Genomic DNA, 14,440 nt, shown 5'->3' on the forward strand with positions numbered 1-14,440 from the left:
GTTTATAAGCTGACTAATGGTATATTTATGCCTTTAGCGCATTGATAAGTGCGGGTAACACTTTATTAATATCGCCAATTAGGCCGTAATCAACCTGTTGGAAAATAGGTGCATTTTTATCACGATTAACTGCGAAGATAGTCTGCGCACTATTGACGCCAACCATGTGTTGAATTTGACCTGAAATACCTAAAGCAAAGTAAATTTCAGGCTTTAGCATAACGCCTGACACGCCGATATAACGCTCGCGATCCATCCACTTTTCTGTTTCTGCAATTGGACGAGAGCAGCCTAATTCAGCGTTAATCATGCTGGCAACTTCTGCTGCTACCACAAGATTTTCTTTTGAACCAATACCGCTACCAATACCAATAACGCGTTTTGCTTTATTTAAATCAACGCTACTGGCTTGTTTGGCTCGGCGCTCGATACAAGTGATAGCAACTGCTGGTGCGATATAGTCAACATTCACTACCTCGCCAATAACCGCTGTTGGTTGTGCTGCAGGGAAAGCGCCATTACTCAGTGTTAGAATCGCGGTGTTGCTATTGATCTGTTCTTCACTGATCGCCATGCCACCGTAAGTCATATGAGCGGCTTTAATACCTTGCTCAATATCGATATGGTTAACGTCATTAACTACACCAGCATTAAGTTTTATTGCTAACTTTGCTGCTAATGTTTTACCACGTTTAGTTGCTGGCAATAACACCAATGGTGCTTCATTCTGCTGTAACGTGTGTGCAATTGTTTCTGCGTAGTCTTCAGTAATACGGGTGGTTGGTTGCTCACCTAGATAGTGAACTTGGTTAACACCTAATGCTAATGCTTGATCAACTTGTTGTTGATCGCCTAATACAAATACAGAGACTTTTTCTGCTAATGTATTCGCTGCGTTGACTAGTTCTGGTAGGCGATTAGCAAGATCACTGAATAACCAAATGTTTGATAATTTTTGCATGGTTCGTTCCTCTAAATCAGTTGAAAGACTTACGTAAGTAGTCTGCAAAGATAGTGATTTGCTCTTCATCATCACCATCGATGATGATCTGCTTACGATCCATCTGTTTTGGTGCCATAACTGAAATAGGTGTCACAGGAGTCGCAAGTTCTCCCACTTCTAGATCTGTTAGAGAGAGTTGTTTAGCTGGTTTTTTCGCGGCGCCAAGAATCGCTTTCATTGATGGAATTGCTGGGTCATTAATATCTGCTGATACCGAAATAACTGCTGGTAATGGAATTTCGAGTACTTCAACAACTTCATCTAATGCACGTTCAACGGTAATGGTTTGTTGTGTTGCAGCAATAATTTTGCTTACCGCATTGATGGTTGGCACGTTTAGCATGCTGCCCATAAGTAAACCAACTTGTTGGGCGTATAAGTCACTTGAACCATCACCACAAATTATTAAGTCAAAGCCTGCTTGTTTAGCCGCAGCCGATAGAATTTGTGCCGAGGCGTGTGGTTGTAGTTGATTAAATGATTCATCGACAACTGTTAATAGATCATCTGGACCACGAGATAGTATATCTTTGCGAAGCTTTACATTTTCTAATGACTTATCGCCAACACTTAATGCCGTTATTTGTTCAACATCAGTTAACTTTTTGAATTCGATTGCTGATTCAATAGCATTTAAATCAAAAGTATTGATCTTTTTAGCTGCTTTAGATAAATCTAACGTTAGATCTTTAGCAATATTAATATCTTGCTCTTCTGGTACCAATTTATAACAAGTAATAATTTTCATTTTATCTCCGGTTACCTTTTAACACTTTTTAGTTATGTAAAAAAGCGACTGGCCAATTACATTTTAAAGTATTTACTGCGGTGATTTGATAAATGGGTTTAGTGCGTTTTTTATATTAAATTTGATATTTACTTAATTATCACTTGATAAATATTAAGATTGTTATATAGCTCACAAATAAAAAGTTTTATATTTTTTCACACATTGCAACTAGTTGAAAAGTAAGGGTTATTTTTTAAATAAGTAATTGGTAATTTAGGTGAAAAAATTTTACAAGCTATCTTACACATTGAAAAAGACAAAAAATAATAGTGTTTTTGGTGTGATATTAATCACGGTTTAAATTATTGCTAATGCCATTATTTAAAACGCAAATTAATCGAATTGTGATTGTATTCTTTCAGTTTGAAATATATCGCTAATATTCTACAAAGTTTAAATGTATGGATTATTTATGGGACTGTTTAATCAATATTGAGTTGATTAAGTCGTTTTATGTAAAACAATAAATATTAACCTCCAATAGTGAGGGAGAAACATAAGTATGAATGATAAAGTCATTGGAAATGAAACAGAGAAGGTTAAAAATAAGGTCACTATTGATCCTAAAATATTTTTCCCATCTCTGATTGTCGTTGTATTACTCTCCTATTTTACAGTAAGAGATTTGGATGCTTCGAATATTGTAATTCAAAATGTATTCCATTATTTAACCCATACATGGGGCTGGGCATTTGAATGGTACATGGTTGTTATGGCGATAGGTTGGGCTTGGTTAGTTTGGGGACCATATGCACACAATCGTTTAGGACAAGAAGAGCCCGAGTTTAGTACCAGTAGTTGGATTTTCTTGATGTTTGCTTCTTGTACCTCAGCAGCTGTATTGTTCTGGGGATCATTAGAAATCTATTACTACATTACGTATCCACCTTTTGACTTGGCGGCTGGTTCGATTCCTGCTAAGGAACTTGGACTTGCATACAGTCTATTCCATTGGGGTCCATTACCTTGGGCTGGCTATGGCTTCTTTACTGTTGCGATTGGTTACTTCCTATTCGTTAAAAAGATGGATGTAGTACGTCCAAGTGGTACTTTAGAACCTGTATTAGGTAAATACCATAAAGGTATTATCGGCACGATTATCGATAATATTTATGTGGTTGCACTTATTTTAGCGATGGGTACGAGCTTAGGTTTAGCGACACCATTAGTGACTGAGTGTATTCAATGGTTGTTTGGTATTCCACGCACCATGGAAGTTGATACCATCATTATCTCTGCTTGGATTGTGTTTAACGCTATTTGTGTGGCGTTTGGATTACAAAAAGGCATTAAGATTGCGAGTGATTTAAGAAGTTATCTAAGCATTATTATGTTGGCTTGGGTATTTATTATCGGCGCAACTAGCTTCACTGTTAACTATTTCACTGATTCAATTGGTGTCATGTTAAACCATCTACCTCGCATGCTGTTTTATACCAGCTCTGTGAGCCCTGACAGTTTCCCTCAAGATTGGACTGTATTCTACTGGGCTTGGTGGGTAGTTTATGCCATTCAAATGTGTATTTTCTTAGCTAAGATTTCTCGTGGTCGTACTGTACGTCAGTTATGTCTAGGTATGGTTGCGGGTTTAACCTCTTCTACTTGGTTACTTTGGACCATTCTTGGTAGTAATACCATGAGCTTGATGAATGAAAATATCATCAATATGCCTCAATTAATTGAACAGTATGGCGCCGCCAGGGCCATTATCGAAACATGGGCTGCGTTACCATTTAGTACGCTAACTATGTGGGGCTTCTTTATTCTCTGTTTCCTTGCAACTGTCACACTTATTAATGCTTGTTCATACACTTTAGCAATGTCGACCTGTAAAGGTGTAGACGCTGATAACGAGCCACCAATTTGGGTACGTGTTGGTTGGTCAGTTCTAGTCGGTATTATCGGTATCGTGTTGTTAGCATTGGGTGGCTTAAAGCCATTACAAACGGCCATTATTGCCGGTGGCGCACCGCTGATTATCGTTAACATCTTAGTCATTATCTCGTTCATCAAAGATGCTGGTAAAAATAAATGGGGCTCAGAGACCAAAACTGAGACCAACTAATTTTTTACTTGAAGAATATTATTTTAGAGGAATAAACAATGGATTTTAAATTAACTGACGAGCAAGAACTGTTTGTTGCTGGTATCCGCGATTTAATGGCAAAAGAGAACTGGGAAGCTTATTTCGCAGAGTGCGACCATACCAGTACTTACCCTGAGCGCTTTGTTAAAGAGTTAGCTGAGATGGGCATTGATAGCTACTACTTTCTGAAGAGCACGATGGTTTTAATGCGGGTCTAGTTACGCTTGCAGCTATTTGGGAAGAGTTAGGACGTCTTGGTGCGCCAACTTACGTGCTATATCAATTACCTGGCTTAAATACGGTATTGCGTGAAGGTACGCCTGAGCAGATTGACAAAATTATGTCGATGCGTGGCACTGGTAAGCAAATGTGGAACTCAGCAATTACAGAGCCATCAGCAGGTTCTGATGTGGGTAGTTTACAAACCAATTACACCCGCAAAAATGGCAAGGTTTATTTAAACGGTAGCAAATGTTTTATCACGAGTGCCGCTGGTACCCCTTATTTAGTTGTGATGGCTAAAGACGGTGACAGTGATGAGCTTATTTTCTCTGAATGGTTTGTCGATATGTCGAAGCCAGGTATCAAGATGAGTAAGTTACCTAAGCTTGGTTTAAAGATGGACAGCTGCTGTGAAATTCAATTCGATAACGTCGAATTAGAAGAAAAAGATATGTTTGGCCGTGAAGGTAATGGCTTTAATCGCGTAAAAGAAGAGTTTGATGCAGAGCGTTTCTTAGTGGGATTAACTAACTATGGTACAGCGTACTGTGCCTTTGAAGATGCCGCTAAATATGCCAACCAACGTGTACAGTTTGGTGAAACGATCGGTCGCTTCCAAATGACTCAAGAGAAGTTTGCTCATATGGCAACTAAGTTAGCCAATATGCGCAACATGCTTTATATGACTGCATGGAAGGGTGATAACGGTCTAATGACTTCAGGTGATGCAGCAATGTGTAAATATTACTGTGCCAATGCTGGTTTTGAAGTTGTTGATGATGCAATGCAAATCTTAGGTGGCTATGCCATTGCAGGTGAACATCGTATTAGCCGATTCTGGCGTGATATTCGTGTTGACCGTGTTTCTGGTGGTTCTGATGAAATGCAGATCTTAACACTAGGCCGTGAAGTACTTAAGCGCTACCGCTAATCTCTTTTATAAGGAATAAGATGTATGAGTGAATCATTATCAATACCTAAATTTGGTCCATTATCTGGTGTTCGTGTCGTGTTCTCAGGTATCGAGATTGCGGGTCCTTTCGCCGGTCAAATGTTTGCAGAGTGGGGCGCAGAAGTTATTTGGATTGAAAACGTGGCGTATGGTGACACTATTCGTGTGCAACCTAATTACCCACAATTATCACGTCGTAATTTGCATGCGTTGTCGTTAAACATTTTTAAAGATGAAGGTCGTGATGCATTCCTTAAGTTAATGGAAACGACTGACATTTTCATTGAAGCAAGTAAAGGCCCAGCATTTGCTCGCCGTGGCATTACTGATGAAGTGTTATGGGAACGCAATAAAAAGTTAGTTATTGCTCACTTATCTGGTTTTGGCCAGTACGGTACAGAGGAATACACCAACTTAGCGGCGTATAACACAATTGCACAAGCATTCAGTGGTTATTTAATCCAAAACGGTGATAAAGACCAACCAATGCCTGCTTTCCCATACACAGCTGATTATTTCTCTGGTATGACCGTGACTACTGCGGCTTTAGCTGCACTGTACAAAGCACGTGAGACAGGTGAAGGTGAAAGTATTGACGTTGCAATGTACGAAGTCATGTTACGCATGGGTCAGTACTTTATGATGGATTACTTTAACGGTGGTGAAATGTGCCCACGTATGACCAAAGGTAAAGATCCATATTATGCAGGTTGTGGTCTGTATAAGTGTGAAGATGGTTATATCGTGATGGAGCTTGTTGGTGTGACTCAGATTGAAGAGATGTTTAAAGATATGAACATTGCTCATCTGCTTGGCACTGAAGAAGTCCCGACAGGTACGCAATTAATTCATCGTGTTGAATGCCCATTTGGTGAATTGATCGAAGCTAAGTTAGATGAATATCTAGCAACCCGTAGCATTGCTGAAGTGTTAGCGCGTTTTGGTGAGTTAAAGGTTGCATGTGCAAAAGTGCTGACTATTCCGGAGCTTGAGTCTAATCCGCAATATGTGGCTCGAGAGTCTATTACTGAGTGGCAGACGATTGATGGCAAGACCTGTAAAGGTCCAAACGTTATGCCTAAATTTAAGAAGAATCCAGGTAAGATTTGGCGCGGTATGCCAACTCACGGCATGGACACTGCGGCAATTCTTCGTGATGTCGGTTACACAGATGAAGCTATTCAAGAGTTAATTGAAAAAGGTCTAGCAAAGGCTGATTAGCAATTTATCTCTGCTTATTGCTGTACTAGTCAGTGAGATTACTGGCTAGTACAGATAACAGTATGAACAGATTTGATATAGCAATTTGTGGGAATGAGATGGATATAATTGGTGGACAAAACCTTGGCCAAGCATGGGACGATTTTGCTGAGCTCTATGGTAATAAAACAGCGTTAATTTTTGAAGATATAGCAGGGAAAGCTCAACAGTATTCTTATACCGAACTCAATAACGAAATTAATCGTGCTGCCAATTTATTTAGCAGTCTTAATATCGTGAAAGGCGATCGTGTTGCCATACATTTAAATAATAGCGTTGAATTTATTCTATGTTGGTTTGGGTTAGCCAAGATCGGTGCCGTTATGGTACCAATTAATGCCCATTTTGTTCATCAAGAATGCGCTTATATTTTGGATAAATGCAATGTTAAATATGTGCTAACTGAACCTGAGTTTTTACATATATATCAGGACTTTATTCGAGACGAACAATTCAAATTTAAACAGTTGTTATTAGCCCGTTGTGACAGTGAAGAGGTGATCACTGGAACACAGAATTTCAATACATTACTAAAACAACAATCCTCGGTATTAAGTACTGATGCGGTTATTACGAGTGATGATACTGCTGAAATTCTATTTACTTCTGGCACAACCTCAAGGCCCAAAGGGGTTGTTATTACTCATTATAATTTGAGGTTTGCTGGCTATTACACCGCATGGCAAGCTGCAATTCGTAGTGATGATGTCTATTTAACCGTGATGCCCGTATTTCATATCGACTGTCAATGTACAGCCGCTATGGCAGCGTTTTCCGCAGGTGCTACTTTTGTGCTGTTGGCTAAATACAGTGCCCGAAAGTTCTGGGGACAAATATGTCAGTATCGCGCCACCATTACAGAATGCATTCCTTTAATGATGCGTACTTTGTTATTGCAGCCTCCCATGCCGTGGGAACAACAGCATTGTTTAAGGGAGGTCTTTTTCTATTTAACGCTTTCAGAAGAAGAGAAAAATAGTTTTATTAATCGTTATAACGTCAGGTTATTAACCTCGTACGGTATGACAGAAACTATTGTGGGCATTATTGGTGACAGACCAGGAGATAAACGCCGTTGGCCATCAATTGGTAGAACAGGATTTTGTTATCAAGCAAAAATTATTGATGCTAAAGGTAATGAATTGCCTGCTGGCCAAACGGGTGAGATATGTATTAAAGGTGTACCCGGTAAAACCATTTTTAAAGAATATTACAACGAACCAGAGCACACTCAAAAAGTATTGAGTCATGATGGTTGGTTACGTACAGGCGATGCAGGTTACGTAGATAATGAAGGCTTTTTTTATTTTGTCGACCGTAATATCAATATGATCAAACGTGGTGGCGAGAATATCTCATGTGTTGAAATTGAGAATGTCATCTCATGTCATCCCAAAGTATTTGAAGCTGCAGTCGTCGGCATTAAAGACTCTATTCGCGATGAAGCGATTAAGGCTTTTGTTATTGCTAAAGAAGGGGTCAACGTTACTGAGGCTGAGTTGATTCAATACTGCAGCGCAAGATTAGCCAATTTTAAAGTTCCATCCGTTATCGAAGTTAGAAAATCATTTGCGAGAACCAGTACCGGCAAAGTGCAAAAGCATGTTTTGTGCGGTGTTAATTAAATTAATTGTTCTAATAAATGGAGCCTGTAGGTTCCAAATGGAGTATTAGTATGAGCGAATCGTTACATGTTGTCCGCAATGGCGCAATTTTAGAAATTACTTTAGATAGACCAAAAGCGAATGCCATCGATGCAAAAACCAGTTTTGAAATGGGAGAAGTTTTTCTTGCGTTTCGTGAAGATCCAGAACTACGCGTCGCTATTATTACTGGTGCCGGTGAACGTTTCTTTTCTGCGGGTTGGGATCTAAAAGCGGCTGCTGAAGGTGAAGCGCCAGATGCTGATTTCGGATTGGGTGGTTTTGCGGGTTTAACTGAGCTATTTGATCTTGATAAACCTGTTATTGCTGCTGTTAATGGCTATGCATTTGGTGGTGGATTTGAGCTTGCCCTTGCTGCTGACATGATTATTTGTTCTGAAAATGCCAGCTTTGCATTGCCAGAAACTAAGATTGGTATTGTGCCTGATAGCGGCGGAATTTTACGTCTACCTAAAATCTTACCGCCTGCGATTGCCAATGAAATGATGATGACTGGCCGTGGTATGGGTGCTGAAGAAGCATTAAAGTGGGGTGTGGTTAATCAAGTTGTATCAAGCGAACAACTGATGCATTGTGCACGTGAACTGGCTCAGCAAATTGCTCAAAGTGCACCTCTTGCGATTGCGGCAGTAAAAGAGATTTGCCGTACTACTTCTGAACTTTCAATCGAAGATGGCTTTAAATTTATTCGTGCTGGTAATTTGAAGAATTATCCTTCTGTTCTCCATTCTGAAGATGCATTAGAAGGTCCTGCTGCATTTGCTGAAAAACGTGCTCCAGTATGGAAAGGCCGTTAATAAAATAGAATTAAATTAATAGGGGTCTTCAGTTGGAGACCCTTCTTTAATTATAAGTAGGAACGATAAATTATAAAAAAGTGTGACATTCGTTTAAATTAAAAAACTTACAACGGTGACAGCCCACATTTTCAGTTGTTCTATTCCTATTTAAGTAAATAATGACTAATTGTTTTAAATATTTTAGTTCTGATAAGTTTACAGATAGATCATAGTCAAATCCTGCACTTAACCTAAGTAGATCTTCTAGTTCATCTTCTCTTACATATTTAGGCTGTTCTGTGGCTGAGCTAATTGAAGTGGTTGATAATAATTTACCCATACTATAAAAATACATAATATTGGCAATGGCATAAGCATATTTATCTGTTTGTAACTTTTGAAGCGACATGATTATTTTTGCAGTCTCTACAAATGAGTGAAAAAACATCTCATCAATCACTTTCAATTTTTTAATTTTGTTTTCACTGGCAACTTGCCATGTGGTTGCGTTACCTGCTACTACACATGCTTGAGCGTAGATAGGGTCTCGTTTTGCTATCTCTACACAAAGTAAGGCTGGGACATAAATTGATAATGGTTTTGATAGCTCTGGGTGATTTAAAAGAAAATGTTTAATGTCGTAAACAATACTTCTTCTTAATAATATACAGGCTAATAAATCTTCTTTACCTGAAAAGTATTTATAAAACTCACGAGTTGAACAGATTGCACTTGTGATTATTTTGCTATGAGTAAAAGATAATGTGCCATGTTCAATGATTAACCTTTCTGCTTCATTTATTATTTTGTTACAAACATTATCATCGCATAATGTATTCATCAGAAGATCCTGTTTTAGAGTAATTAAAACATGAGTTATAATTATGTCAAATATTTAAAAAATAAATATAATTTAGCTCACAGTAAAATGAAAACTATTGCCATTAATGTTGTGAAAATTGATTTTTCTAATTTAAACATATCTTTTGAATAATGGTGCTTAAATATTTTTAATTAATCAGAATTGAGTTAATCATGAATGATTATATTAGTTTTGGAATATGTTTATTAGTCATTGATTATGTAAATTTATTGGTTGTTATGTTGCGCTCATAGTCGCTATAAACATTGCCAAAATGACTGGTTAGTCTTTTCTCATCTTATAAATAACAATTAGATCTTTCTAATTGTGTTACCTATCTGCCAATAATTCGCGATTGGGCGTTTAGCTCCGGTTAGTTTTTGTTTGAGTGAACCGATGTTCATCACACTAAATGATGTCATTTTGTTCGATATAAGACATTTATTAACTAGAGTTATAGTAGTAATGCGTTAAGAGAATCTTATTTATGTGGCAACAAATGTGGCAAAAACTTTCAGCTTATCATTCTTCAATTATTTTATTGCTGGCGATCAGTATCGGTGGCGTTCTGGGTGTCTTTTTGCCTGATTGGGCATTGATGCTCAAACCTCTAGGGCAAGCCTTCTTAAATTTATTGTTTATGATGATTGTGCCATTAGTGGCGATCAGTGTGGTGTCATCCATTGCCAGCATTACTGATTTAAGGCAATTAGGTAAAATCTTATTAGCCGTGCTTGTGGTATCCGCTTTGATGGCGATGCTACCTGCGTTAATCATGATGGGCTTTAGTGAAATTTATAACCCAGCTCAAGGTGTGGTGTTAGATCTTACTGAAAAAGTGACGACTGCCGGTCAAGGCATGGATTTTGTCGCTATGTTTACTGCCAATGATTTTTCTCAGTTATTGTCTAAGTCACATATTTTAGCGCTGATTATCATGAGTATTTTAGCGGGTATCGCCATTAGCCAGTCAGGTGAGCAAGGTAAAAAAATTGCTGATTTGTTTGATGCGGCTAATACCGTAGTGATGAATATGGTGAGTTTAATTATGAAGCTCGCCCCCATTGGTTTAGGCGCTTTTTTTGCGGCAACAATGGCAGCACAAGATCCGAAACTGCTCTCTACATTTGCCAGTGCAATTGGCTTGTATATGGTGGCATTAGGCTTTATTTTGTGGTTGGTTCAACGCTATATTCCTATGTGGCTGGTGGTCTTAAGGCGGTTAAACTATTTTGGTCGAATGTCACTGAACCTGCGCTAACAGCATTGGGGACGAGTTCTTCTTTAGCTTCTTTACCGGTCAATATCCGCACCGCTAAAAAGATGGGCTTAAATGAGCAACTGGCAGATATCTGCTTACCTTTATTAGTGAATTTAAATAAAGGTGGTGCGGCAATGACCACAGCATTAAAGATTATGTTTATTTATGCTTTGCTTGGATTACCGATTACGCCCGATGTTTTGCTAATGACAGTGGTGATTTCAGTCTTATCAGCCGTGATTATTAGTGGTGTGCCGGGTGGCGCATTTGTGGGTGAGATCTTTATTGTGATGACCTTGGGGCTACCTACTGAAGTGATCCCAATGTTAGTGGTTTTAGGCGCTGTAACCGATGCACCATCTACAGTGGTCAATGTGGTTAATGATCTTAATGCTACTCAGTTAATTCAGCGCTTTTTAGGTTATCCAGCTCAAGCAGAGGTAGATAAACAGCAAGTGTAAACTTGCTTAAAAATGATTTTTAATCTGAAAGCGCCACTCCCAACTATCGACATTAGGTCCTGTGGTAATCGGGACACTGATGTCGATATGGGCAACATTGCCATAGCTTGAACGAGATGAAAAAATACGAGCACCGAAGCCGACACTACCAATCGGCTTATTGATGGCATTATTATCGGTATTGTCACCAAATGATTGGCCAACATCCATAAAGGCTGCCCAACCAAACTCAGCAAATTGATATAGATTGATGTGGGGGTAATTGCGTAACTCAGTGGTGAGTAACCACTGGTAATCTCCATATTGGTAGTCGTTATTATAACCTCGTAGTCCTGTATCATCGCCCAATGCGACTGGTTTATTGAGTGGATTATTATGGGAGGCTGTCAGTCTGACTTTATTGTAGTAAGTCCACTTCTCGGCAATACGGTAATAATATTCAGCTTGTAGTGAAGTTCGGTAAAAATCTTTTTGTCCCACTGAAATACGTGCTTTAGTCCGCAGCTTTAATAATAGGATTTGTGATTCGTCACAGTAGCCTCTGCTGCTCTTACTATTAAAGTGATATCCCAAGCTTTGGCCTGTTCGAACATCGTTGGTTTCAATGCCTAATGAGACTTGGTGCTGCCAACCAAGATTGACATCTTCTCGATTGCCTATCAGACGAATATTGGTTAACACCTGAAATTCATCATCGATATATTGATATGACAACCAAGGGTATAAGTAATCATGATTTTGCGGCAGATTTTTATCTGGATATTGATTGGTATGGCTAAAGCTTTGTTTGTCGCGAGTGATACCGACTTGCCAACGTTGGGTATTCTCTATGGTATGGCTGATTAAACTGCCATAACTGACATTAATAAAATCAATGTCATGATTAAATTCATTGATATCAACGCCATTTTGTTTAAGCGTATCAATACGGCTGTCATCTAAAAAAATAAATCCATATTGTTGATTATCACTTAATGAGTAAAAAGGGTTCTCAAAATAAAATTGAGTCGACTCACCATCACTATTATCAAGATGTGTAGCACCTATACGGGCATGTTCGATCCAGCGAAATGGCGCGATAAATGCAAATTTATAGCATCTCGTTCACTGTCTTTTTTATATTTTATACGGGTACGAATACCATAACCCAGCAAATTATCTTCTTTAATTCCCACGGAAAACTTACTTTCGCCGCCACTATGGTTAAAGCTCATGGTCGGTAGTAGTGACCAATTATCCCAAGTTTCGACCACTAATTGTTGTGGCTGTTGGCTGTCAGGATTGTCTGCAAAATAGACTTTAGCATCACGAATATAACGCTGTTTACGTAGTAGTCGAGCAGATTCTTGTAGCTGCTTTTGGTTAACTGTCTCACCTTGCTTAATGCTTAGGTTATCGATAGTGACATTTTTACGGGTGTTGATGTGCAGTTGATTTGCCCAGTCATGGATAAAAAAACTGTCTTGTGCATCTGTATTAAAAATATTGTGGTTGATGACTTTGATTGATGAGACTTTTTAGGATTGGCTTGCACAGTGTGGGGGCGTATGGCAGAGCATAGGCTGATACTGATAAAACAGATATTTCGACTGGTTATATTCAAATATTCTCCCCCAGCTAAAAAATTTAGCTATGTAACATATATATAACAATATAGAGGGGAATGCGAACCTTAATTGGTCATATCAGTTGATAAGAACAAGCTGATTTATAGGCTTTTTCTGGGAGGAATAATGGCATTTGCAAAAATAAGTCCAGCAATAAGCGACATAAAAATAACGAAAATTTGTGCGCCTAAATTTGTTTGTTCAAGCATAGTTTGTCCCGAAATTAGACCATTGAGACCGATATAGGTTTTACTGCCGGGGACTAAGATAACGATGCCTTGTAACAGTGCAATTGAGGGCGGCGCATTTAATACTATTGAGTAGATATTGGCATAAATGCCAACGGCTAAAGCACCAAAGAAAATACTTATTGAAGGTTCAACAAATTTAGCGGCAATGGCTGATACACCAAAGGCAATGACACCCGCAAATATCCCCCAAATAGCATCTTTAGGGCGGGCTTTAAATAGGACCACTAACGTCATAGACAGTATTGGCACTGAGATGAGATGTGCCCACTGAGGTAGAAAATCATGCTCATCAATCGCTTGTACGCCAAATAAAGCTTGGCCAATCATCATACCGAGCATGGCGCCGAAATAGAGTTTAAATAGCAACATAAATGCATCCATGACTCTGGCGGTGCCAGAGATAAGATCGCGATTAGATAACTCGGCTAGCCCCAGTGTTAATGCCAGCCCTGGAATAAAAGCGATAATGCCAGATAGAATCACCACTGGAATATTCAAGATCATATAAAACTGGCTGAGCGTATAGGCAATAACGGCGCAGCTTAATGCCGCGAAAGGTTCCAACATGGGGGCAAAGCGAGGGGTTCGTTCAGCCAATAAGATAAGACAATAAACCCAAATGCCTAACATTGCTGATGCAATGGCATCATGCCAGCTGGTATTGACCAACATGGCAAAGGCCCCTGATGAGGCGCTAAAAGCGATGAAATTAAGCCACTTGCTGTATTGTGGTGGTTTGTTCTTTATCTCTTCTAATCGTAATAGGGCATCATCCAGATCGCGATTGCCATTAATTAACTCATCAACCAATTCATCGGTACGCGCTAATGCGCCTAGATCAAGATCGCCGGGTTTGACTCTTGCTAGGTGGTTATATTCTTGATCTTCATCATAATAAAGTACAAAGGTAAGCGCGGTTGGTGACGCAATAAAACTGCCTGATAGGCCAAGGTGTTGAGTGACGGCTTGTAGGTGAGCTTCGAGTCGATATGCCGGTGTACCAAATTGATGTAATGCCTTACCTAACCGAATAATAAACTTTCGTTTTTGGTTAAATAGTTGAGTGTCAGGCATTAGCGTGTGCTCTCGAAGGATTGAGTTCAATAAAATGTGTTCGCATATTAACTCAATTTGTAAACAAAAGGTTAACGTGGTATATCGATAATACCGGTGAGAATTGTTGACAGTTGTTGATAAAAGTTGACAGGTACTAGTGCAGATGCGGATTTTTTGTGCGTAGCC

Annotated in this window: 11 protein-coding genes and 1 pseudogene; 7 read left to right on the top strand and 5 right to left on the bottom strand. The window is 39.0% G+C overall.

The features are described from left to right. Nucleotides 1–25: 25 nt before the first annotated feature. On the bottom strand, nt 26–961 hold the full coding sequence (locus tag JCM15074_RS10665) for an FAD-binding protein (protein WP_025821195.1): 936 nt from the start codon (nt 959–961) through the stop codon (nt 26–28). Between the two features lie 16 nt (nt 962–977). Continuing rightward, the gene (gene fixA / locus JCM15074_RS10670) at nt 978–1,751 is read right to left on the bottom strand and encodes a putative electron transfer flavoprotein FixA (RefSeq protein WP_025821196.1); all 774 of its coding nucleotides are present in this window, start codon (nt 1,749–1,751) and stop codon (nt 978–980) included. Nucleotides 1,752–2,295: 544 nt separating this feature from the next. Between fixA and caiT the strand changes: the two genes are divergently transcribed. The 6 genes from caiT (at nt 2,296) to caiD (ending at nt 8,774) form a co-directional block, all read left to right on the top strand. Beyond that, entirely contained in the window at nt 2,296–3,858 is a 1,563-nt protein-coding gene (gene caiT / locus JCM15074_RS10675) for an L-carnitine/gamma-butyrobetaine antiporter (RefSeq protein WP_025821197.1), read from the top strand. A gap of 38 nt (nt 3,859–3,896) precedes the next feature. Then, nucleotides 3,897–4,097, top strand: coding sequence for an acyl-CoA dehydrogenase family protein (locus JCM15074_RS25620; protein ID WP_234400212.1), 201 nt, complete (start codon nt 3,897–3,899; stop codon nt 4,095–4,097). Nucleotides 4,098–4,111: 14 nt separating this feature from the next. Beyond that, the gene (gene caiA, locus JCM15074_RS21805; protein ID WP_234400215.1) at nt 4,112–5,032 is read left to right on the top strand and encodes a crotonobetainyl-CoA dehydrogenase; all 921 of its coding nucleotides are present in this window, start codon (nt 4,112–4,114) and stop codon (nt 5,030–5,032) included. Between the two features lie 24 nt (nt 5,033–5,056). Then, nucleotides 5,057–6,274, top strand: a complete 1,218-nt coding sequence (caiB, locus tag JCM15074_RS10685; protein WP_025821198.1) for an L-carnitine CoA-transferase — start codon at nt 5,057–5,059, stop codon at nt 6,272–6,274. A gap of 98 nt (nt 6,275–6,372) precedes the next feature. Then, entirely contained in the window at nt 6,373–7,938 is a 1,566-nt protein-coding gene (gene caiC / locus JCM15074_RS10690; RefSeq protein WP_025821199.1) for a crotonobetaine/carnitine-CoA ligase, read from the top strand. A gap of 50 nt (nt 7,939–7,988) precedes the next feature. Next, on the top strand, nt 7,989–8,774 hold the full coding sequence (gene caiD / locus JCM15074_RS10695; RefSeq protein ID WP_025821200.1) for a crotonobetainyl-CoA hydratase: 786 nt from the start codon (nt 7,989–7,991) through the stop codon (nt 8,772–8,774). A gap of 70 nt (nt 8,775–8,844) precedes the next feature. Here the strand turns inward: caiD and JCM15074_RS10700 are convergent, their stop codons facing one another. Then, the gene (locus JCM15074_RS10700) at nt 8,845–9,597 is read right to left on the bottom strand and encodes a TetR/AcrR family transcriptional regulator (RefSeq protein ID WP_025821201.1); all 753 of its coding nucleotides are present in this window, start codon (nt 9,595–9,597) and stop codon (nt 8,845–8,847) included. Nucleotides 9,598–10,216: 619 nt separating this feature from the next. Here JCM15074_RS10700 and JCM15074_RS21810 point away from each other — a divergent pair. After that, nucleotides 10,217–11,340, top strand: a pseudogene (locus JCM15074_RS21810) (dicarboxylate/amino acid:cation symporter). 6 nt (nt 11,341–11,346) lie between these two features. Here the strand turns inward: JCM15074_RS21810 and JCM15074_RS23575 are convergent. Continuing rightward, on the bottom strand, nt 11,347–12,021 hold the full coding sequence (locus JCM15074_RS23575; protein WP_051536880.1) for a BamA/TamA family outer membrane protein: 675 nt from the start codon (nt 12,019–12,021) through the stop codon (nt 11,347–11,349). A 1,027-nt stretch (nt 12,022–13,048) separates the two neighbouring features. Beyond that, on the bottom strand, nt 13,049–14,272 hold the full coding sequence (locus JCM15074_RS10715; RefSeq protein WP_025821202.1) for a threonine/serine exporter family protein: 1,224 nt from the start codon (nt 14,270–14,272) through the stop codon (nt 13,049–13,051). Nucleotides 14,273–14,440: the final 168 nt, after the last annotated feature.

It is taken from the genome of Shewanella marina JCM 15074 (genome assembly GCF_000614975.1).
Lineage (GTDB): Bacteria > Pseudomonadota > Gammaproteobacteria > Enterobacterales > Shewanellaceae > Shewanella > Shewanella marina.